This window comes from Flavobacterium sp. 245 (assembly GCF_004362055.1).
In the GTDB taxonomy this organism is placed as follows: Bacteria; Bacteroidota; Bacteroidia; order Flavobacteriales; family Flavobacteriaceae; genus Flavobacterium.
Map to the genome: position 1 here is coordinate 1 of NZ_SNXB01000016.1, position 22,465 is coordinate 22,465.

Genomic DNA, 22,465 nt, shown 5'->3' on the forward strand with positions numbered 1-22,465 from the left:
TCTTCCCATCCCGAACAGAGTAGTTAAGCCCGCCTGCGCAGATGGTACTGCAGTCATGTGGGAGAGTATGTCGTCGCCTTTCTTTTAAGAATCCTCATCATTCAATTGATGGGGATTTTTTGTTTTACGACAGTTCTGGCTGTGTCTGATTATTGTAAGACCGATTTTCCGATTCTTTTGAAAACCAGAACGACTCTTCTGCCTCAAAATGCGCCAAGGATCAAGTGGTATCCTTTTGTGGGCACACGGACATCTCTTTTAAACTGAAAATTCTCCCGCAAAAGATACAGCGAAGAGCCCGTCCGGAGGGAAATGCCTAAATTATTTAATTTAAATTTATGGTTTAATTCTTATGTAGTCAATGATATTAAAAATGCTTCGTACAAATTTAAGATTTTATAACTATAATTTTTGCTTGAGTTTACTGATTCTTGTGTATAAAGAATATGTAAATGCAGGAAAAGTATTGTAAAATAGAAATAAATAAGCTTTTATGGATTTTCAATTGAAAGACCATTTTACTTGAGATGCACAATATGTTTTTAGGAACACATATGAGACTGAATAATGATAATCGTAATAATTATTTTAATGAAAAATTATTATTATGATAATAAATTTAAATCTACAGGTAAAATTATACAAAAAGCGTAGAGCCTGACGCACTACTTTTTGCAATAAATATCTATCTTTTGAATATTATATTCAATGATATCGGCTGGTTGATAATAAAATATATCAAAAAATCTAAATTTTGATTGAATTATCTTTTGGGTTTTAATATATAAAATGCTTAATATTGCTTTTTATACCTTCACTTCCTTTAAACAAATGTCTGCTCATAACAAATATGATGATCATCTTTTAATTACTCTTCTAAAAGAAGACGATCAGTTAGCATATACAGAAATTTTCGAAAGGTATTCCAAACTATTAGTTAATCATGCTTATAAAATGCTTGGTAATCAAGATGAAGCAAATGATATTGTTCAAGAAGTCTTTTTAACTATCTGGACCAAACGTGTAGAGCTAACTATTACAAGCTCTCTTTCTTCTTATTTATACAAAGCAACAAAAAACAGAATATTAAATCATATGGCGCACGAAAAAGTTGTTTCGCGTTATGCAGATTCTATTTCAAATTTTATCGAAAATGACTATGTTTTAGCAGATTCTAAAATTAGAGAGCAGGAGTTAGAAGCTATAATTGCAAAAGAAATCGCTTTACTTCCTGAAAAAATGCGCGAAGTTTTTTTGTTAAGAAAGGTCGAAGAACTTTCGTATGATGAAATTGCACTTCAATTAAATATTACAGATAAAACAGCCAAGCAACAAGTATATAATTCGTTAAAAATATTAAGAGAAAAACTCAAGTCTTTGGTAAGTGTTTTTATTTGGTGAATTATTGTAATACTTATTGTTAATTTCTGTGATGAAATCTTCTCGTAACTATCTTATTTGTAGTTATAAAATAACGTTGGTCTAATTTTATTAATGATATAATAATATTTTTTTATTTTTTTTTGTCATTATCTATGACAAAAGTTGTTTCTAACTGTCTTACTTAAAACAGGACAAAATTTCGTGTTGTAATTATGAAGGAAAATGAAATTTTAGTATTGCTGCAAAAATACAAAGAGGGTACCTTATCTAATGAAGATCAGGATAAACTTGATGCGTGGTATTTGCACAAAGCTTCTAATAGCAATTTGCAGCTTAGCGATTATAAACTTCAGGATAGTTACGAATTGCTGAAATCGAAATTGCCAGTACAGGAAGAGTCAAAAGTAATTCGTCTTTGGCCACGTATAGCTGTTGCTGCTTCGATAGCTTTATTATTGGGAACAGGAATATTTTATTTTGCAAAACCAAAAGAACAAATTATTCAAGTTGCTGTGAAGCCACAGGAAATTGCTCCGGGTGGAACTCGAGGAATCCTGACGCTTTCAAACGGAAAGCAAATTATTTTAGCGAATATTTCGGCAAAAGATACAATTGCAAAAGAAGGTGAAGAAGTTACAATTAAAATGGGTGCAAACGGAGTTATTACTTATGTTATAAATCCGGACGCTGATACTTCAAAAAATAATCCTAATTCATTCAATACGCTTTCAACGCCAACAGGAGGGCAGTATAATATTATTTTGGCAGACGGTACCAAAGTATATCTAAACGCAGTTTCATCAATTAAATATCCAACCCAGTTTAATGGAGATAAAAGATTGGTAGAGTTACAAGGAGAAGCTTATTTTGAAGTGGCCAAGAATAAAAATAAACCATTTATAGTAAAATCAGATAATCAGTCTATAGAAGTTTTAGGAACTCATTTTAACGTACACGCTTATTCAAATGAATCAGTTGTAAAAACTACTTTATTAGAAGGAAGTGTTGCGGTTAGTTTTAAGAATCAAAAATCGATTCTTAAGCCTGGACAAGAATCGAATGTGTCTGACAATTTTACTAAAATTAAAATTAGAGAAGTAGATACTGATGAAGCTATTGCTTGGAAAAATGGTCGTTTTAAATTTGACAATGCTGATTTAAAAACGGTTATGAGACAGTTGGAACGCTGGTACGGAATTAAAGTAGAATATCGCGGTGATGTCTCAGATGTGAGATTTAGTGGCGGAACGTTTATGAACAAAAATTTGTCTGAAGTATTAAAAGTACTTGAGCTTAGTAATATAAAATTTAAGGTCGAAGGAAGGACAATTATTGTATATCCCTGATCTTTAATTTAACCGATTATATTGAGATTATAAACTAAAAAACCAGAGGCAGTTGCGATGCTTCTGGTTGTTAAAAAGTTTATAGCCAGTATAAGTTGTCCACCTATTGTTTAACTAAAACCAAATGTAAATGTATGAAATTTAATTTACAACCAAAAAAACCTTACAAAAAAGTCGGAAAAAATATTTCCGATCTTAATTTTTCAACTCCTTTATGGGCGTTTAGTGTTTTGTTTATGCTGTTTTGCAGTTTTACAGTTCAAGCCCAAAGTATTAGCATTAAATTTAAAGATGCACCACTTGAAACGGTATTAAAAGAAGTGGCTAAACAGGCCAATTACGAAGTTTTTTATACGCAGAAATTGCTAAAAGATTCAAAACCTGTAACCATTAACGTTAAGAATTCTGCTTTGAAAGAGGTATTGAATGAAATTTTCAATTCTCAAAACTTAAAGTACTCCATTACCAATCAAACCATAGTGTTAACAGCTGCAAATGAGGAGAAAGTGGGAAAGGGATTAATCGGTATACGCGGAAAAATCGTAAATAATAAAAATGAGCCTTTTCCGGGTGTAAATGTAAATGTTTCTGGCACGAACATTCATACTGTAACCGATTTTGATGGAAGTTTTTCTCTTGATAATGTGCCATCTGAAGGTATAATTGAAGTCTCAGGATTAACAATTGAAAAAAAATCTTTTTCAATTGGAGGGCGTAATCAATTGAATCTTGTTGTAGAAGAGAAAGTGTCTATAATGAAAGAAGTTGTTATAACAGGTTATCAGACTCTTGAGAGAAAACATTCTACGGGAGCTATTGCTACAGTCGATGAAAAAACCTTAAACGAAAATATCAATCCTAGTCTATTAAGCGCGCTTGAAGGCCGTGTAGCTGGTTTAATGTTTCAAAAAAATCCTAACGGAAGTACAGCAGATAAACCTATCTTGAGAGGAATAGGTACTTTTTCTTCCCTACTAGTAGGTTACAGTCCGCTTATCGTAATTGATGGTTTACCAACTGACTTGACCTTGGATGAAATTAATCCTTATGACATCGAAAGTGTAAATGTTCTTAAAGATGCAGCAGCAGCTTCTATTTATGGTTCAAGAGCAGCAAATGGTGTTATTGTTTTAAGTACTAAAAAAGGAAATGGTAATTTGAAAGTTACAGTAAATACTGATTTCTTTATTTCTGATAAACCAAATTTGAGAGATATGAACTATGCTTCAACAAGCGATATAGTCGATTTTGAACAAGCGGTTTATAAGAGAGAAAGAGCTAGGTTTAATAATACTACTGATATGTTTAGTAGCTATGGCGATATTGGAAGCAGCAGTATGAAATATTACAGTCCGCTTTACCAGCTTAACCGAGATTTGGAGGAAGGAAAAATAACCAATGCCGATTATAATAGTACCATTGCCCAATATAAAAAGAACGATTATTATAAAGATTATAGAGATAACGTGTGGCAAAATGAATTTAGACAACGTTATAATGTTACATTTTCTGGAAGTACAAGAAAGCAAAATACTTATGTATCGTTAAATTACGACGAATCAAAAGCCCGTATTAAATACAATAATAGCAATGCTTTTAATTTGTATGCTAAAAGCAGTTTTCAATTAAATAACTGGTTGGAGGCGACAATTGGTGTAAATGGAAACTTAAGCAATGATGATATTACGGATAATGATTTTGGCAATTATGATATTCAAAAAAGATACGAGCGAATAACAGATGACAATGGAAATTTGGTAATGTCGCCATTTGTAGGTATTAGTGATGGTTTTACTTCCAGTGGTGTTATCAACCCAATAGTTGCTAGAAAACTTGCTGCTTTAAGTGGTTTTAAATCTAACGAATTTAATGTTTTAAACTCACTTCAGGAAGGTATCAAAAATCAAAACTCATTAAGTTTAAGAGCTTTTGCAAACATCAGAGCCAAGCTTTATAAAGGGTTGAGCTTTAATACACAATTTCAATATGAAAATAGAAGAAATGAGAGTTCAGAATATAACGATATAAACTCTTATAAAATGCGTTACGCTATTAATGCGTTAACCGGATACAATCCTGCTACAAATACATATACCTATGTAGAAGGTTTTTCTACAGGAGGACGATACAAACAATTAAGTAATCAGGCAAGTAACTATACTTTTAGAAACCAATTAGATTTTAGTCAGGAATTTGGAGAGGGAAAACATTCAGTAAGTGCAGTTGGAGGTTTTGAAATGAGAGAAACTAGCGCTCCAAGAAATATCGAACAAATAAGGTATGGTTATGATCCTGTAACACTTTCATCTGCGGTTCTTAATAGTTTAGCACTTAGCCAAACTGGAGTTGCGAGTTACATTTCTGGAAATAATAGAACTTTAGCCGCTGTAACAAGAACACAGCAAGAAACACTACATCGCTACTTTTCGGTTTTTAGTACTTTAAATTATACTTTTTTATCTAAATATAACGTAACAGGAAGTTACAGAGTAGACAGAGCAGATTTGTTTGGAGTAGATCCTAAATATAAAAATCGTCCATTGTGGTCAGCAGGTTTGGGATGGAATGCCAGCAGTGAAGATTTCATGAAAGAAATAAAATGGATCAGTGCGCTTAAAGTAAGGGCAACATATGGTATTAACGGAAATATAGATCAATCTACAACTCCATATGTAACTGCTACGAGAAGAAATGATAACTTATATCAATCATTACAATACATCAATGTAACAGCACAACCAAATCCTATGTTGAGATGGGAGAAAACTGCAAGTACTAATTTTGGTGTAGATTATAGTTTGTTTCGCAGTAAGTTAAACGGAAGCATTGATATTTACCGTAAATACAGTTCTGATTTATTAGCTACAACAGATTTAGATCCGACGGTTGGTGCATTAAGCAGAAGAATTAACGCAGGAGCTTTATTAAATAAAGGAATCGAATTTAGTTTAGGTTCTGAATGGTATAATGATGGAAATTTCCGAATTGGTTCAAACCTAATTTTTGGTTTTAATAAAACAACTGTCCAAAAAATAACTAGAGCAGAATCGACAGCATCTAATTATGTAGGTTTTCCAGGTGATTACTTTTTACAAAATGAGGCTTATAATAGTTTGTACGCTTATAAATATGGAGGAACCTTTAATGGATACCCTTATATTTTAGACGAAAACGGAAATCCGTCAATTACTTTTGATGCATCAGGAAACCCTGTGCCAACTTCTGTAAAATCGGTAAACAATGTTGCTGCGCTTGTTAACATGGGAACTTTAATGCCAACCTATACAGGTTCAGTTTCACAGCGATTTTCATATAAAGAGTTTGATTTAAATTTTTTGTTTGTTTTCTCAGGTGGAAATGTAATGCGTAAAGAGACTTTGGATATGAGTACAGATTTGGTAAATCTTTCAAGTATTACAGATCGTTATACTGATGCAAACCAAAATGGGAACACTCGTTTATATGTAGATTTTGCAGAAAATGTTAGAAGTTATGCTTCAACAATAAGCAGTCAATGGAGAAATTCGGATGTAAATGTAGTCGATGGAGATTACATCAAACTAAGAAATATTTCTATGGCTTATAATTTATCAAAACCTATTGCCAATAAAATGAAAATAGCATCGGCTAAGTTTACATTTCAAGTAAATAATCTTTGGTATTGGAGCGCTGCAGGAAATCATATTGATCCTGAAGTTTATTCGGCTAACTCAGGTACACGTAATTTGCCAATGCCTAAAACATACTTATTAGGTTTTAATCTAACGCTATAAAAAAATGAAACATATATATATAATAACGCTGTCGCTTTTGATGTTAACCATAACATCATGCGAAGAATACACAGATGTAACTCCTAAAGGTGCTTTAGTTATAGAAACAGCAGCACAATTTTATGAAATGGTATCTTTGCCAAACAGAGGTTATCCAATCAATAATTTTCAATATTTGTCAGATGATCAATGGATGAAAGAAAGCAACGTAATAGGTATAACTCCAAACGTTGATATTATTAATTTTACTTTTGATGAAACCACAGATAGAGTTTCTTTATTGAAAACTTCCAGTTTTTACAATCAAGCTTACTCTTATATTAACAGATGGAATACTATTATTTCATTAGTTGATAATAGTAAAGGAGATGAAAGCACGAAACAATTAGCAAAAGCAGAAGCTAAAATTAACAGAGCTTACGATCACTTTTTATTAGTAAACACTTACGCAAAAGGCTATGATCCGCAAACAGCCACAACCGATGGAGGTATTTGTATCATGGATAAATTTGATTTAGAAGCACAACCGGCAAAATCAACCGTGGCTCAGGTTTATGATTTTATTCATAAAGATATAGAAGATGCACTACCATATCTTCAGGAAAAACCACTTGATGTTTATCATCCTTCACTAGCCTTTGCTTATGCTTTTAAAGCTAAAGTTCATTTGTTCAAACGTGAAATTGCAAAAGCAAGAGAAGCAGCAGAAAAATCATTAAGCTATAATAATCAAATTTTCGACTTGGTAGCTTATAGCAAACAAGGCGGACCAACTGTAGTTACTGTTCCGGCAGCAAGTAATGTAGAAGTATTGAGCTACCAATATATGACAGGTTATAATGAGATGAACTTTGCCTATCAAAATGTTATAAGCCCGGAGCTGCGAACTTTATTTGGGACAAACGATGCCCGTTTTAATTTATTTTTCAATACAACTAGTACTACAAATCTAGATCAGGGTTCAAATACAGCCTATTGGTCAGTTGTTTATACTAGATTCTTTTATCCTACTGTTGGGATGAAGACAACTGAGGTATATTTAATGCAGGCAGAATGTTTTGCCAGAGAAGATAAATTTGCGGAAGCAGTTGCTGTCTTGAATACATTGCGAGCAAAACGAATTTTATCTGGAACTGTAAATTTAACTGTTCCAACTACCAGAGCAGCAACAATGCAATTGGTAATAAACGAGCGCAGAAAAGAATTGCTTTTAGGTTTCAATCGTTTCTTTGATCTGAAAAGATTAAATACGGAAACTGAATATGCAAAAACCGTTACAAGATTATTTCCATTAGTTAATAAAACCGTTCCGCAAAAAACGTACACATTATTGCCTAACTCGAAATTGTACATTATACCTTTTCCTTTGTCTGCTCTAACAAAGAATCCAAAACTTACATTAAACACAGACGAGAAACTTCCGTTTTAATTCCAATGAAGAAATTATTTATATTACTAATCATGCTGGTTACAATACACCAGCATGGTTTTGCTCAAACCCCTGAAAAAAAAGCGGATAGTACCAGTGGTACACAGCCAAAAGGCATGCAACCTTATAATAAAGTAATTACTGATAAAGCCAAAACCAAGTCAGGATTATTTGTTGTTAGTCAGGTCGATACTAAATATTATTTGCAAATTCCAGACAGTTTATTCAATAGATACATGCTGGTTGTAACCAGGTATCTTTCGACTCCTGAAGGTTTTGGACGTTTTGGTGGAGAAAAAGCCAACGAGCAAACCATTTACTTTGAGAAAGGAGTCAACAATACTGTTTTTTTGAGATCATTGCAATACAGGCAAGATGTTCGTAACACCGATTCTATGCTTGCAAAGGCGTTAGCAGGAAGTAACGAGAATCCAATTGTGGCAGCTTTTCCAATAAAAACAACCAATCCTGATACTGGAAATGTTGTTATTGAAATAACAGACGCTTTCAAAAAAGAGAATGCCATGTTCTCATTGGGCAGTCAGGAGAAAACAGAGAAAAAATTAACTTCTATAGCTGATGATAAATCTTTTATTGAGACGATTGATACTTATCCGATTAACGTAGAGGTTAAAACGACAAAAACTTATACAAGTACAACAGCGAGCAGTGGCACAATAACACTAAGATTAAATACATCGATTGTATTATTGCCAAAAACACCAATGCGCAAACGTTTTGCCGATGAAAGAGTAGGTTTTTTTGCGAATAAATACGTTTTGTTTGATGATGATGAACAACGCGCACAAGCCAAGTTTATAATTCAGCGTTATCGTTTGGAACCAAAGGATAAAGACATTAAAAAGTATGAAAGAGGTGAATTGGTAGAACCTAAAAAACAGATTATTTATTACATTGATCCGGCAACACCAAAAAAGTGGAGACCCTATTTAATTGCGGGAATAAACGATTGGCAAAAAGCTTTTGAAGCAGCAGGTTTTAAAAATGCTATTGTTGGTAAAGAATGGCCAGAAGATGATCCAACAATGAGTTTAGAAGATGCCAGATATTCTGTTGTTAGATATTACGCATCAGAAACGCCAAATGCTTACGGACCAAGAGTAAGTGATCCTAGAAGTGGAGAAATTATCGAAAGTCATGTAGGCTGGTATCATAATGTAATGAAATTAGTGCAAAGATGGTACATGATTCAAGCAGGACCTTTAGATGCAAGAGCAAGAAAAATGCATTTAGATGATGAGTTAATGGGACAATTAATTCGTTTCGTTTCTTCGCATGAAATTGGACACACTATTGGTTTACGTCACAATATGGGAGCAAGCAGCGCTACTCCGGTAGAAAAACTAAGAGATAAAAAATGGGTTGAAGCAAATGGTCATACGGTTTCTATAATGGATTATGCCCGCTTTAATTATGTTGCACAACCGGAAGACAATATTAGTCCAAAAGGAATTTATCCGCGTATTGGTGCTTATGATAAATGGGCTCTTAAATGGGGTTATTCTTATTTTCCAAAAGCTAAAGACGAATTTGAAGAAGAAAAAATACTTGCCAAGATAACGACAGATAGTCTAACAGCAAACCCAAAACTATGGTTTGGAGGTGAGGGAAAAGACGAAGATCCGCGCAGTCAGACAGAAGATCTTGGAGATGATGCAGTTCTTGCCAGCGATTACGGAATTAAAAATTTAAAGCGCGTAGTACCAAATCTTATTGAGTGGACTTATCAGCCTAACGATGCATATGATAATTTATCTGATATGCATAAGGCAGTTGTAAAACAATATGGTTTGTATTTATATCATGTACTAAAATATATTGGTAATAATTATGTGAATAAAAGAACTGTTGATGAAAAAGGATTGGTTTATCAGCCTGTCCCTAAAGCTAAAGTAAAAGCTGCCGTAGATTATGTAGGACGACAATTGTTTAATGCGCCTCTTTGGATGTATCCTCAAGATATTAGTCAATTAATTTCTTTAAAGACCGAAGATCAAATCGCAGATCAACAAAATCAAGTATTGAATATGCTATTAAGTTCGGGTATGCTTTATAATATCAGTCTTAAAGCAATGCAGTTTGAAGGAGCTTATACCGTTCCGGAGTTTTTAAACGATTTACAGCAAACGGTTTGGGTTAATTTTAGCGGTAACGAAAAATTAGATTATTACCGACGCAGTTTACAACGCAGCTATGTTGATAAGTTATACTTATTGCTTTTGCCGAAAGAGGCGGAAGGAAGCAGAGCTTTAAATACAGCGCAGCGCAGTGATGTGAGATTATATGCTAAACAGCATCTTTTAAAATTAAGATCGGATGTCACAAAATTAATGAACGGAACAACAGGACTAAACAAAGAACATTTTGAAAGTATTTTAATCGAAATTGATAAAATCATTTCAAAAATTAATAAAACGGATATATGAGAAAACTATTAATTATAGTATTAATTGGCTTAAGCACTCTTGCAAATGCCCAATTAACATCAAAGCAGGAAGTAGCTCCTGAATTAGTTGCAAAACGCGAAGTACAGAAAAAGGAAATTACGAACAGTTATCTGGCTTTAAAGAATAATCTTCTTATTTCAGATAGTCTTTCTGTGGTTAAAAATGCCATAAATTTGCAGCTTTTACTAAAGAACTTCAGGTTTAAAAAATTAGACATTGAACAAATGAATGTTGCAACAATGGCAAGAAAAGAAATTATTGATCTTGCTGCAGAAATGGCAGCAACAAAAAGCATCAATAAGCAACGTAAAATTTTTCAGACCCTTTCGGCTAAATTTTGGGATGTAGCACCTAAATTCAAAGCTGAAGATATTGCATTAAACCTTCAGGTTTGCCCCATGACAGGCGCTATGTGGTTAAGTGATAGTAAAGAAATCAAAAATCCTTACTATCCAAAAAATATGTTGACTTGCGGTGCAGTAAAAGCAAGTTTATAAAGAGTGAATTGAATTAGTTGGATAAAATACGGTATTCTGAAAAGGTGCCGTATTTGTCTATTTAGATAAAAACAGTATTATCTGTCAAAAAACAATCATAAATTTTATATTTTTTTAAATCATTACACAATTAATGAAAAACATTTTTCTTTTACTTTTATTTATTTTGAGTTTCCTAATGGTATCTCATAATGTTATGGCATGTAAAAGTAAATCAATGAAATATGCTTTAAATAAAGAGATATTTTCAAAAAAATATAAAGTACATTCCTGCTGTAAATCGACTCAATCCACAAATAAAAAGCACAATTGCGACCGCGAAAAATGCGGCGATTCAAAATGTGTCTGCCTTTCTTCTTATTTAGTTTTTTTGTTTTTTAATGAAATAAATTCTTCATCAACTTCAAAAGAAATTTCTCCAATAAAACAAAAATTTCCTGTTTATCAAACTACACTTTTATCAGGTTATCAGTCGCTTTGGTTTATTCCAAAAGTAGGATAAAAAACAACTGTGACGGCCATAAATCTGTCAATTTAAGAGCGTTTTCTTGCTCAAGCCTACCTTCGTTTAGGTTTATAATTTCAATTGCAATCATACTCTAGTAAGTTCATTGTATTGTTATACTATTCACTCAAAAAAGAAAATTCAATGTATTCATTAAAAAAAATAGTGACAGCAATGCTTTTGTTGTTTTCGGCTTTAAGCCATTCTCAAATTAAAAATCCGATTACAGAAAATATTAAAATATATGGTAGTTGTGCCATTTGTAAAACAAATATAGAAAAGGCAGGAAGCCTAAAAAACACTTTAACAGTTACTTGGGATAAAAATACTCAAATCGCTTCTATAACCTATGATGCTAACAAAACAAATACAGATCAGATTCTAAAACGTATTGCCTTGGCAGGTTATGACAGCAGTACTTTTCTAGCACCGGAGGCAGTTTATGCCAAACTTCCTGAATGTTGTCAATATGTTCGTGAAGCAAAACAAGCTGAAACAAAATCAGATTTAGATACGATTTCCCATAATGCTCCTATTGAAACACCTCAGGCAGGTTCATTACAAAGTGTTTGTACTGTTTATTTTGATCTTAAAGATGCTTTTGTACAATCTAATAATGTGCCAGTTTCTGCTAAAGCAAAAGTATTGCAGGAAGCTATTTTTTCGGTAAAAATTGAATCTTTAGCATCCGAAGAATCTAAAATATGGATTAAAGTAAACGAAGTATTAACAATCAAATCAAAGGAAATTGCAACAGCGAAAGATATAGATAAACAAAGAGAAAGTTTTAACGAATTGTCTAAAAATATTTATGAATTGCTCAAAGTAACCAAAGTCGAAGCGCCTGTTTATTATCAATATTGTCCTATGAAAAATGCCAATTGGCTCAGTAAAGAAAGTGCGGTGAAAAATCCTTATTATGGCGCTCAGATGTTAAACTGTGGCAATACGGTAGAAGTTATTCAATAATTTGAAAATATAAAAATGAAATCAATTTATATCAATATTCTACTGCTCTTTGCAATGACTTTAAACGCGCAGCATGTTGTTCGTTATGATCTTTATGTTAGAGATACATTGGTCAATTTTACTGGTTCTCCAAAAAGAGCTATTGCGGTTAATGGACAAATTCCGATGCCGACACTCACATTTACTGAAGGCGATATTGCCGAGATTTATGTACACAACGAGATGAATGAAGAAACTTCACTTCATTGGCACGGATTGTTTTTGCCAAATAAGGAAGATGGAGTTCCATATCTTACTCAAATGCCTATAAAACCTCACTCGGTTTATAAATATACTTTTCCAATTATTCAAAATGGAACGCATTGGTATCACAGCCATAGTGGTCTTCAGGAACAAATTGGAATGTATGGATCTTTTATCATCAATAAAAAAACAGACGATCCAAATTTCAGAAAAGGCATTGATGATCTGCCAACGGTTCCTGTTATTTTAAGCGAATGGACTGATATGAAACCTGAAAATGTACACAGGCTTCTGCATAACGCCAGTGATTGGTTTGCTATAAAAAAAGGAACAACCCAAAGTTATGGAGAAGCTATTAGACAAGGACATTTTTCTATAAAAGTAGCCAACGAATGGAAACGGATGAACGCAATGGATGTAAGCGATGTTTATTACGATCGTTTTTTAATTAATGGTTCAAGCGAAAGTCAGCTTTCTCAGTTCAAAGTCGGAGATAAAGTGCGTTTAAGGGTTTCTAATGGAGGAGCTTCGAGTAATTTTTGGCTTACTTATGCAGGTGGCAAGATTACAGTGGTCGCTAATGATGGCAATGATGTAGAGCCTGTAAGTATCGATCGATTGCTTATTGCAGTTTCTGAAACTTATGATGTTATTGTAAACATTCCGTCAAATCAAACTTCTTACGAATTTTTAGCTACGCCCGAAGACAGAACCAAATCGGTTTCTCTTTACATTGGTTCTGGTATAAAACAGCTTGCCGACCCGTTGCCCAAATTAAAATATTTTGAAGGAATGAAGATGATGAACGGCATGATGAAAATGAATGGCGATCTGGATGATATGGGAATGAGTATGTCGCTGAATCAAATGGATATGAATGTTGTAATGTATCCTGAAATAACAGGGGAAGCAGTAATAAAAGGAAAAATATCTCATAAAAATCATACCGAAGAAGGTGCTGAACAATACAACAGTAATGCATTATCAGATATTGTAACCTTAAATTATAGTATGCTAAAATCTACTGTAAAAACAACACTTCCAGAAAATGCACCCGTAAAAGAGCTTCGGTTTGAACTCACAGGAAACATGAATCGTTATGTTTGGAGTATGAACAATAAAGTGGTATCCGAAACAGATAAAATCCTCATTAAAAAAGGAGAAAATGTTCGCATTGTATTATACAACGGTTCTATGATGCGCCATCCGATGCACCTGCATGGTCATGATTTTCGTTTGCTGAACGGTCAGGGAGATTATGCGCCGTTAAAAAATGTGGTGGATATTATGCCAATGGAAACCGACACAATAGAATTTACAGCTAATGCTGAAGGTGATTGGTTTTTTCATTGCCATATTCTTTATCATATGATGAGTGGTATGGGTAGAATTTTTAGTTATGAAAATAATCCCCCAAATCCTGAAATTCCTGATCCAAAAATGGCTCAAAAAATGCTTTTTCACGATGACAGAATGTTTCATTTTATGACACAAAATGATTTTGCATCCAACGGCAACGATGGAGAAGCCATGTATCAAAATGCGCGATGGAGTATAGGAACAGAATGGAGGTTAGGCTATAACAAAATGCACGGTTATGAAACCGAAACTCATATAGGAAGATATATTGGAAAAATGCAATGGCTCATGCCTTTTATAGGATTTGATTGGCGATACCGTAAAATGGAAATGGGCGAGAGTGAACAAAATTTATTTGGACAAACTAGCACAAAAGATAAAAGAGCGGTATTTAGCGCCGGGGTTAATTATACCTTGCCGATGCTCATTGTAGCGCAAACGGAAGTTTTCAGTGATGGTAATTTTCGCATCCAGTTTGAACGAATGGATATTCCCCTTTCTAAAAGATTACGAATGAATCTTATGTGGAATACTGATAAGGAATATATGGCAGGTTTAAAATATATAATAGCCAAGAATTTTGGTCTTACTACTCATTACGATAGTGATATGGGAATAGGATTTGGGATGAATCTGAATTATTAAAAATTTACCCCAATTACAATGAATAAAAAAGCTTCGAAAACCTTGTTTTAGAAGCTTTTTTATATAGTTAAAGTTAATGTCTCAAGTATTTTTAGAGACACTTTATAAAGTTTATACAGCACGGCAGAGAGATCGAAAAAACTTTATTGAAATAGTTAACGGAACATTCATTAAGTGAATTTACGTCGTTAGCAAGTGTAAGTAAATAGGACTAGCAATAGTTCTGAGCAAAAGTGCCATGATTTTGCCACCAAGATTTTAAAAATGTAACTTCATGAGAATGTTATTTTTTTAAAATTGGAAAGAAAGCCCATTTTAGTAAAATGTAAGTAATTCTATTGATAAAAACAGACAATAAAATGTCTTAACTTTTTGTTGCAAATCTTATGGCAACTGGAGTTCAATGCGAACAGTCTTTTTTTTGTGCGTTTAATTGCAGGAGCAAAAAAATGATTGTTGTTTAGATGAGTTTGAGGCAAAATTACTACAATATGTGGAAAACCGTAAGGATTTAAAAATTAGACCAAGTATTTTTGCTTCATAATTTTCTTATAATTAATTTATTTGAATTTTATAGTAATGTTGAAAAAACTTATTGGTAAGTTAATCAAGATGCATTACTTTTGGTTTTTTTTAACAAAAAATTGATTACATCCCCATGTCTAAATTTAAATTGTTAACCTTATTTGTTTTATTGTCCTGTATTGCCTATTCTCAGACCAAAGATGCAACTGTAATGGTCAATGCGAGAGCGCAAAAAGACAAAATAGTCCTTCGCTGGGCCGTCAATTCTGCTATAGAATGGCAGAAAGCTAATACAAAAGGATTTATAATTAATAGAGTAACTGTGCTGCGCGATGGAAAAGTCGTGCCTAAGCTGGAAAAAGTTTTATTAACCCCACAGCCTTTGCGTCCTGAAGTGCTGGATTCTTGGATGGACTTAATTCAAAAAGACAATTATGCAGCCGTTATAGCTCAGTCTATTTACGGCAAAAGTTTTGATGTTACGGGAGCAAAAGAAGGAGAACTTTCCAGAATAATAAATATGGCTGATGAATTGGATCAGCGTTATACTTTTGCCTTATATGCAGCCGATATGAGTTTTACAGCAGCCGTAAAAGCTGGCTGGGGATTTGTTGATACAACTGTAAAACCAAATGAGGTTTATGCTTATCAAGTAAGTGTTTTTGAAACTCCTAAAGTTAAAAAATCATCGTATATGATTGGCTTAAAAGATTATAGTGTTTTGCCTGTACCAACTGATTTCATGGCAATTCCCGATGATAAAAAAGTACTTCTTTCCTGGGATTATGAAACTTTTAAAAGAATATATACTTCTTTTATGGTAGAGAAATCAGAGGATGGAATCAATTTTAAACCAGTCTCAAAAATTCCGCTTGTCAACTTAAATGATAAAGCAGACCGTCCATCTAAAACAATGTACTATGTTGATACACTGAGCGTAAATGATAAAATATATCATTATAGATTATTTGGGATTTCTTCATTTGGAGAAAAAAGTGAAGTAAGCAAGCCTATTACTGCAAAAGGTGTTTCGTCTATTTCGATTCCTGCACGATTAATGGACTATGTTATTATCAACTCTAATGAAGTCAATTTAGAATGGGATTATCCAAAAGAATCAGAAGATTTGATTCAAGGATTTGAAATTAATCTTGCAGATAATGATAGAGGCCCTTACAAAGTGATTTCTAAAATCATTCCTCCATCTGAACGAAAATTAAATTATAAAGAAGGTTTATATCAATCCAACTATTTTACAATCTCAGTAATAGGAAAAAATAAGCAACGTTTAACATCTCAAAGTATGCTTGTGCAACCTATAGATTCTATAGCTCCATCTAAGCCTATAGGTCTAGAAGGTGTAATTGACAGTTTGGGAATTGTGCGATTAAAATGGAAAGCCAATCAAGAAAAAGATTTAAGAGGATACCGAATTCTAAAAGCAAATAATGCAGACGAAGAGTTTGTTGATATTTACCATCAATCGTATGTGGGAAATGATTATAAAGACAGCGTAAGTCTGAAAATGACCAATAGCAAAGTATACTACAAAATCGCTGCAGAAGACATGCGATTCAATGTTTCAGATCCTTCAGATGTTTTAGTTTTAGATAAACCAGACAAGATTCCGCCTGCAGCACCCATTTTCAAAGATTATGACAGCAAGGATGGAAAAGTTACCTTGAAATGGATACGAAGCTACAGTGAAGATGTTACGGGTTACAGTTTAAGAAGACGGGAAAAAGGTCAGGAAAAATGGTTGGAAATTAAGTCAATTAACGATACCATTCAGGAATTTACAGATGACAAGGTACAGAACAAGAAAGTGTATCAGTATGCTATTCTGGCAAGAGATAAAAGTAATCTGTGGTCTTCCTTAGAGCATTCTACCGTAACTGTAACGGTTTTAGATTTTACACCTGTAAAGACAATTAATTTCCTGCAAGGTGTTCCAGATAGAGAAAACAAGAAGATTATCTTAAGCTGGAATTATATAAAAAATAATGATAAGGTTTTGGGACTGAGCATTTATAAAAATGTAAAAGGGACACCACCAACTTTATGGAGAGAATTAAATGGTGATGTTTTTACTTTAGAAGATAAGAGTTTAAAAATAAACATGGAATACGAGTATCATCTGATTCCGAATCTGGAAAGCAACAATCCGGCAAAAGAAGAAGTTTTAACCGTTGTATATTAATGCCTATGAAGAAGATTTACTTATTGATAATTGTATTGATTTCCAGATTAGGATTTGCTCAGGGAGTAGGAACTTATCAGGTTAATTTTGAAATAACCAACATCAATATTAAAGTTGATATATCAGGAAATTGCGGCAGCCGCTTAGAATCTTGGATGCTTTTTAGCAATGCTGCAGATTTACCGTTTTTTAATCAGCCAATAGGAGATGGACAAAATTTGCCAAGAAATTGGTCAAGCAGTTTTTTAAGCTCAAAAAAGCTTACTAAAATTAAATATTACTCTGAAGGAAGAGAATATCATGGAGGTTTTAATTCTGGCTGTAAAACAGATAACAGCAGTACAGAATCTATGAATGTTTCTTATGGAGTTACTGAATATTATATCGGAAATTATTTTACTAATCTTTATAATTTAAGAGCCACATTAAAAGTTCTTCCTAAACTTCATATACAAGAAATTGGACCTGCCAATCTGAATGATATTTTACCTACGGGAGATAAAATTGTAATAAAATCAGACACAGGATTTTTGAGTACAGAATATAACTGGCAATATTCAATAAATCCAGATAAAAATGTAGAAGCAAGCTGGATGCCGCTTCCTCAGTTTGATCAAGCAAGCATATCAGTAAGTGCATTAGATGTATTAACTCAGTTAGATGCCTCCAGTCATGGTAAAAAAGTTCACTTTAGGCAAGTAGCATACAATAAAGCGGTGGTTTCAAATATTGTTACTTATAATGTGCGTTTGTCTGCTCCAAAAGTTGATTCTCAAAATGCTGTTGAGACAAGTTGCAGCGATACCGAAGATGGAAGTGTAAAGTTGATATTTAACAGAACGTTATTTAAGGGAGAGCAGTTAAATTATACTTTGCTGAATGTTGATACAGATACACCGACTGATTATCATGGTGAGCTTTCTATCGATACAGATAAAACTTTTAGCATTACGGATCTTATTCCAGGAAATTATATGCTGCAGCTCGTAGGTTTTAAAGATGGGCTAAGTACTTCTACCAGCGCTGACAGATATGATTTGAAGGCGTTTTCAATAAAAGCACCCTCACCGGTAAATTTTTCTATTACAAAAAATAATGATATCAATTGTTTTGGAGGAAAAGATGGTGCTTTAAATATTGTTGCTACAGGAGGAGCTGCAACTGGAATCTACGAATTTTCTATTGATAAAGGATTGACATGGACTAAGTTTTCAAACGCAGATAAGCATACGATTGAGGGATTGCCATTAGGGTTTTGCTATGTAAAAGTGAGAAAAATGGTGAATCTGATAGACAATATTAGCTGTATTGCAAAAAATACAGATCAATCTGAAAAAATGCTTTCAGAAGAAATTAAACAGCCGCTTGAAGCTCTAAAATTAGTAAGTATTACGCCCACGGATCCTACTTTTTATAGAGCAGAAAATGGAAGTATTATGGCTATTATTAAAGGCGGTAGATTGATCGGAGGAAATTCGTATTTGTACGAATGGAGAAATAGTAAAGATGAACTTATTGATCAGAATAAAACTTCGACCAAATTTGCAAATGGCGTTTTTGAAATTACCTTAAATAATGTACCTGAGGATAAATATACTTTATCTGTTACAGATGGCGGAAAGTGTAAGCTGGAACCTCAGAGTATACCTGAATTAACGGTTACTTTAGATGATCCTGAACCAATTAAGCTAAAACTGAAAATAAGACAAGCCATTTCTTGTAACTCCGCAAATCTTGGAGAAAATAGCAGTTCAAATAAAGCATCAGCATCTAATGGAAGCTTGGTGGCTTTAGCAGAAGGAGGAAAAATATTAGATATAAAAACAAATAAAGGGCTGCCTTATTATTTTTCTTGGAAAAAACTAAATGAAGGTACTGGTGACTGGGATGATTTAGATGAAGAAAAAGATTCAATTGTTTCGGATCGTTCTAAAGGACTTTATTCTGTAAATGTTACAGATGCCAACGGAATTATGCATGGCACTTATACATTAACAGAACAAACACCAATAGCGGTTGAGCTTCCAATTGCTGAGCCAGATGAGATGAAAATAGTGTTTACCTCTGGAAATGTATCGTGTTTTGAAGGTACAAATGGATGGGCAAAAGCGAGTATTAAAGATGGCAAATCTACTTATACTTACACTTGGTATTTGCCAGATAATATAAAAATCAAGAATGCCGAAATAAAAGATTTAATAAAGGGCAAATATTATGTTGAGGCCGTAGATAACAAGGAAGGATGTTTTGTAAGAGACAGTATCACAATAGATGGACCGACGGCACCATTAGCATTAAAATATCTAGAAGTTACACCACCCACTTTTGCTGGAGGAGCAAATGGAAAAATTGTAGCTGAGATAACTGGAGGAACACCTTATACAAATGATTCATACAATTTTAAATGGATAAATAAAGATAAGACACAACTAGTTCCGAGTATAGAAATTGTTGGCAAAAAAGGTGATGCAGATCATAAAGTTATTCTAACGCTTGAGGGGCTTCCTGCTTCTGTTTATTCTTTGACAGTTACAGACGAAAATTATCGTGACATAGCAGGTCAGATTAAATATTGTTCTATTATTGATTCTCAAAAAGAACTTGACGAGCCAAAACCTTTAAAAGTAACCTTTGAAAGGAAAGAAATTTCCTGTAATTCGGGTAATGAGTTTGGCAGCGCAAAAGATACAAGTCCGAGTGACGGGCAGCGCGACGAGTCGCAGGATGGAATGCTGATCGCACACGTAACTGGCGGTACAACTTTATTTTATGACGATAATAAAGGCTTGCCTTATTTTTACCATTGGAAAAAACAAGAGCCAAATGGTACTTGGAAAGATCTCGAAACGATCAAAGATTCGATTGCACCAAACCTTTCAGATGGAAATTATGCTTTAAATGTTGAAGACCGCCATAAAATTATACTAGGCACTTATGCAAATGGCAGCTGGACAGCAAAAGATTCGATACAACCGATGAAGCAACCTTTAAAATTAGTTGTAACGATAACAAAAGGAGATGTTTTTTGTAATGGAGGAAATGATGGCTGGGCAACTGCAAAAGGTGCAGGAGGAACTGGTCCATACACTTACATATGGTCGAATGGGGTAGAGATTGCTGAAAATACTATTTTGAAAAAGGGCAAATACACCGTTAATGTAACCGATTTTAGAGGATGTACTACGCAACAAAGCATTACGATTTCAGAACCGGAAGCGCCGCTTTCTATTAAATATACGGAAGTGCTTAATCCGAGTTTTTATAAGGCTACCAATGGAAAAATTGTAGCTGAAATTACTGGTGGTACTATTTTTTCGGACAAAACTTATTGGTTTGAATGGAAAAACAGTAAAGGAATTAAACAAACGTCTACCACAGCTCAATTTAATAATGGCGTTTATACCATTACTCTAAATGGAGTTCCTGAAGATACCTATAGCTTGACCATTCGTGACGATAATTATGTAGATGCAGTTAATAAAACAGGCTGTACGATGATAAATTCGGTTACAGCTTTAGATGATCCAGATCCGCTTGAAGTAACTTTAGAGGTTGTTCGAACGATATCTTGCAATGTAAATAATGAATTTGGAAATGAGGCAGATGTCTCTCCGCTAGACAAACAGCGTGATGAGTCTCAAGATGGTATTCTTGTTGCGAGAGTTAAAGGTGGAATTCCATTAGAAGCCACTAAAAATAAGGAATTATTGTACTATTATACTTGGAAGAAAAAACAAAAAGACGGTTCATGGGCGATATGGAACGATCATGACGAAACAGCTGAAAATTTATCTGACGGAATTTACGCTTTAAATATAGAAGATGCCAATGGTATAAAATTGGGTACATATGTCAATAATGCTTTGGTTAAGGAAATTGATATTACGCAAAATATGCCACAACCAGCCCAATTAAAGCTAGCTTTTACTAAGCTGGATGTAGGGTGTACCACAGGAGATGATGGTTGGGCTGAGGCGCAAGTATCAGGAGGTACTTCACCTTATACTTATGAATGGACAAACGAAGCCACAACTGCACGAATAGAAAATTTAACTTCAAATAATTATTTTGTAAAAGTTACCGATGCAAAAGGCTGTGTAGTGCAAGGAAGTATTTTTGTGGGTGATCCAAACGGAGTTATGGCTGTCGAAAAATTCAAAAATCCAACTTGTTTTGAAGGAAATGATGGTGCAATTCAGCTTACTGTTTCAGGAGGAAATTTACCCTATACTTATAAGTGGAATACAGGAGCCTCAACAAAAGATATCTCGGGACTTAAAGCAGGAAATTATGAAGTAACCATAACTTGCCCAGATTGCTGCGTGTACAAAAAGAAGTTTGTTCTTGTAAATCCAAATAAAATAACGATCGACTTAGGACCAGACAGGACATTATGCAACGATCAGGCTTTAGAGCTAAACGCTACAATTGCAGATGAAAAAGCACAATATTTATGGACCTCTACAAACGGATTTACTGCAAGCGAAGCTAAAGTAAGTTTGTCAAAAGCAGGAACCTATCATGTAAAAGCCATTTCAGGATTAGGATGTGTTATAGAAGATGAAATCGTAATTAAAACAAGCCAGGCTATAATTAGTTCCGAATTTTTATTGAGCTCTCAGGCCTATTTAGACGAAGAAGTTATTTTAGTAAATACAAGTAATCCTTACGGAGAAAATACAGAATGGATCATTCCTAATGGGGTAAAAATAGTAGAAAAGCAAGATAAATACATTACGCTAAAATTCGAAAAAACGGGAGTTTATGCTATTGGTTTAAAACAAACTCAAGGTGATTGTTACGCGATATACAATAAAAACATTACAGTCGAAGAGCGAAGCGCTATTCCTGATACAGGAAATGCCTCAAAATTTATAACAGGTTTTATAGTAACCCCAAATCCAAACGATGGAAACTTTAAAGCGATTGTCACTTTGGAAAATAACAGTCCAATTAATTTAAGATTGTTTTCGACAACTGGGCAATATACAATGATTCAGAAAAAAGAATCAGGAAAGAAAAAGTACGAAATTGATTTTGGTACTTCATTAGCTGCCGGTATGTACGTTTTAGTCCTTGAAACAGCTCAGCAAACGCTTGTTAAAAAAATTATCATCTATTAA

General features: G+C 33.7%; 11 protein-coding genes and 1 rRNA gene. All 12 read left to right on the forward strand.

Features of this window, described 5'->3' with window-relative positions; all coding sequences use genetic code 11:
- Positions 1-82, forward strand: a 5S ribosomal RNA gene (gene rrf, locus EV145_RS21295); the annotation flags it as partial.
- Between the two features lie 749 nt (positions 83-831).
- Positions 832-1,401: an RNA polymerase sigma factor gene (locus tag EV145_RS21300; RefSeq protein WP_133527202.1), complete on the forward strand. Its 570-nt coding sequence runs from the start codon at positions 832-834 to the stop codon at positions 1,399-1,401.
- Positions 1,402-1,595: 194 nt separating this feature from the next.
- The gene (locus EV145_RS21305; protein WP_133527203.1) at positions 1,596-2,729 is read left to right on the forward strand and encodes a FecR family protein; all 1,134 of its coding nucleotides are present in this window, start codon (positions 1,596-1,598) and stop codon (positions 2,727-2,729) included.
- A gap of 134 nt (positions 2,730-2,863) precedes the next feature.
- A complete protein-coding gene (locus tag EV145_RS21310; protein WP_133527204.1) occupies positions 2,864-6,502 on the forward strand; it encodes a SusC/RagA family TonB-linked outer membrane protein in 3,639 nt (1,212 codons plus the stop codon).
- Positions 6,503-6,506: 4 nt separating this feature from the next.
- Entirely contained in the window at positions 6,507-7,931 is a 1,425-nt protein-coding gene (locus tag EV145_RS21315; RefSeq protein WP_133527205.1) for a RagB/SusD family nutrient uptake outer membrane protein, read from the forward strand.
- A 32-nt stretch (positions 7,932-7,963) separates the two neighbouring features.
- A complete protein-coding gene (locus tag EV145_RS21320; RefSeq protein ID WP_243739298.1) occupies positions 7,964-10,378 on the forward strand; it encodes a zinc-dependent metalloprotease in 2,415 nt (804 codons plus the stop codon).
- Positions 10,375-10,896, forward strand: coding sequence for a DUF3347 domain-containing protein (locus EV145_RS21325; RefSeq protein WP_133527207.1), 522 nt, complete (start codon positions 10,375-10,377; stop codon positions 10,894-10,896). The genes EV145_RS21320 and EV145_RS21325 overlap by 4 nt, the downstream gene beginning before the upstream one ends.
- A gap of 217 nt (positions 10,897-11,113) precedes the next feature.
- Positions 11,114-11,398 (forward strand): hypothetical protein, encoded by a 285-nt coding sequence (locus tag EV145_RS21330; protein WP_133527208.1) that lies wholly within the window; start codon positions 11,114-11,116, stop codon positions 11,396-11,398.
- A 147-nt stretch (positions 11,399-11,545) separates the two neighbouring features.
- The gene (locus tag EV145_RS21335) at positions 11,546-12,370 is read left to right on the forward strand and encodes a DUF3347 domain-containing protein (protein ID WP_133527209.1); all 825 of its coding nucleotides are present in this window, start codon (positions 11,546-11,548) and stop codon (positions 12,368-12,370) included.
- Between the two features lie 15 nt (positions 12,371-12,385).
- Positions 12,386-14,617, forward strand: coding sequence for a multicopper oxidase domain-containing protein (locus tag EV145_RS21340; protein WP_133527210.1), 2,232 nt, complete (start codon positions 12,386-12,388; stop codon positions 14,615-14,617).
- Positions 14,618-15,275: 658 nt separating this feature from the next.
- The gene (locus EV145_RS21345; protein WP_133527211.1) at positions 15,276-17,342 is read left to right on the forward strand and encodes a fibronectin type III; all 2,067 of its coding nucleotides are present in this window, start codon (positions 15,276-15,278) and stop codon (positions 17,340-17,342) included.
- A gap of 5 nt (positions 17,343-17,347) precedes the next feature.
- A complete protein-coding gene (locus EV145_RS21350; RefSeq protein WP_166638501.1) occupies positions 17,348-22,465 on the forward strand; it encodes a T9SS type A sorting domain-containing protein in 5,118 nt (1,705 codons plus the stop codon).

Coding starts and splice junctions, on each gene's coding strand:
- EV145_RS21300 (WP_133527202.1), top strand. CDS start 832: ATGTCTGCTCATAACAAATATGATGATCATCTTTTAATTACTCTTCTA.
- EV145_RS21305 (WP_133527203.1), top strand. CDS start 1,596: ATGAAGGAAAATGAAATTTTAGTATTGCTGCAAAAATACAAAGAGGGT.
- EV145_RS21310 (WP_133527204.1), top strand. CDS start 2,864: ATGAAATTTAATTTACAACCAAAAAAACCTTACAAAAAAGTCGGAAAA.
- EV145_RS21315 (WP_133527205.1), top strand. CDS start 6,507: ATGAAACATATATATATAATAACGCTGTCGCTTTTGATGTTAACCATA.
- EV145_RS21320 (WP_243739298.1), top strand. CDS start 7,964: ATGCTGGTTACAATACACCAGCATGGTTTTGCTCAAACCCCTGAAAAA.
- EV145_RS21325 (WP_133527207.1), top strand. CDS start 10,375: ATGAGAAAACTATTAATTATAGTATTAATTGGCTTAAGCACTCTTGCA.
- EV145_RS21330 (WP_133527208.1), top strand. CDS start 11,114: ATGAAATATGCTTTAAATAAAGAGATATTTTCAAAAAAATATAAAGTA.
- EV145_RS21335 (WP_133527209.1), top strand. CDS start 11,546: ATGTATTCATTAAAAAAAATAGTGACAGCAATGCTTTTGTTGTTTTCG.
- EV145_RS21340 (WP_133527210.1), top strand. CDS start 12,386: ATGAAATCAATTTATATCAATATTCTACTGCTCTTTGCAATGACTTTA.
- EV145_RS21345 (WP_133527211.1), top strand. CDS start 15,276: ATGTCTAAATTTAAATTGTTAACCTTATTTGTTTTATTGTCCTGTATT.
- EV145_RS21350 (WP_166638501.1), top strand. CDS start 17,348: ATGAAGAAGATTTACTTATTGATAATTGTATTGATTTCCAGATTAGGA.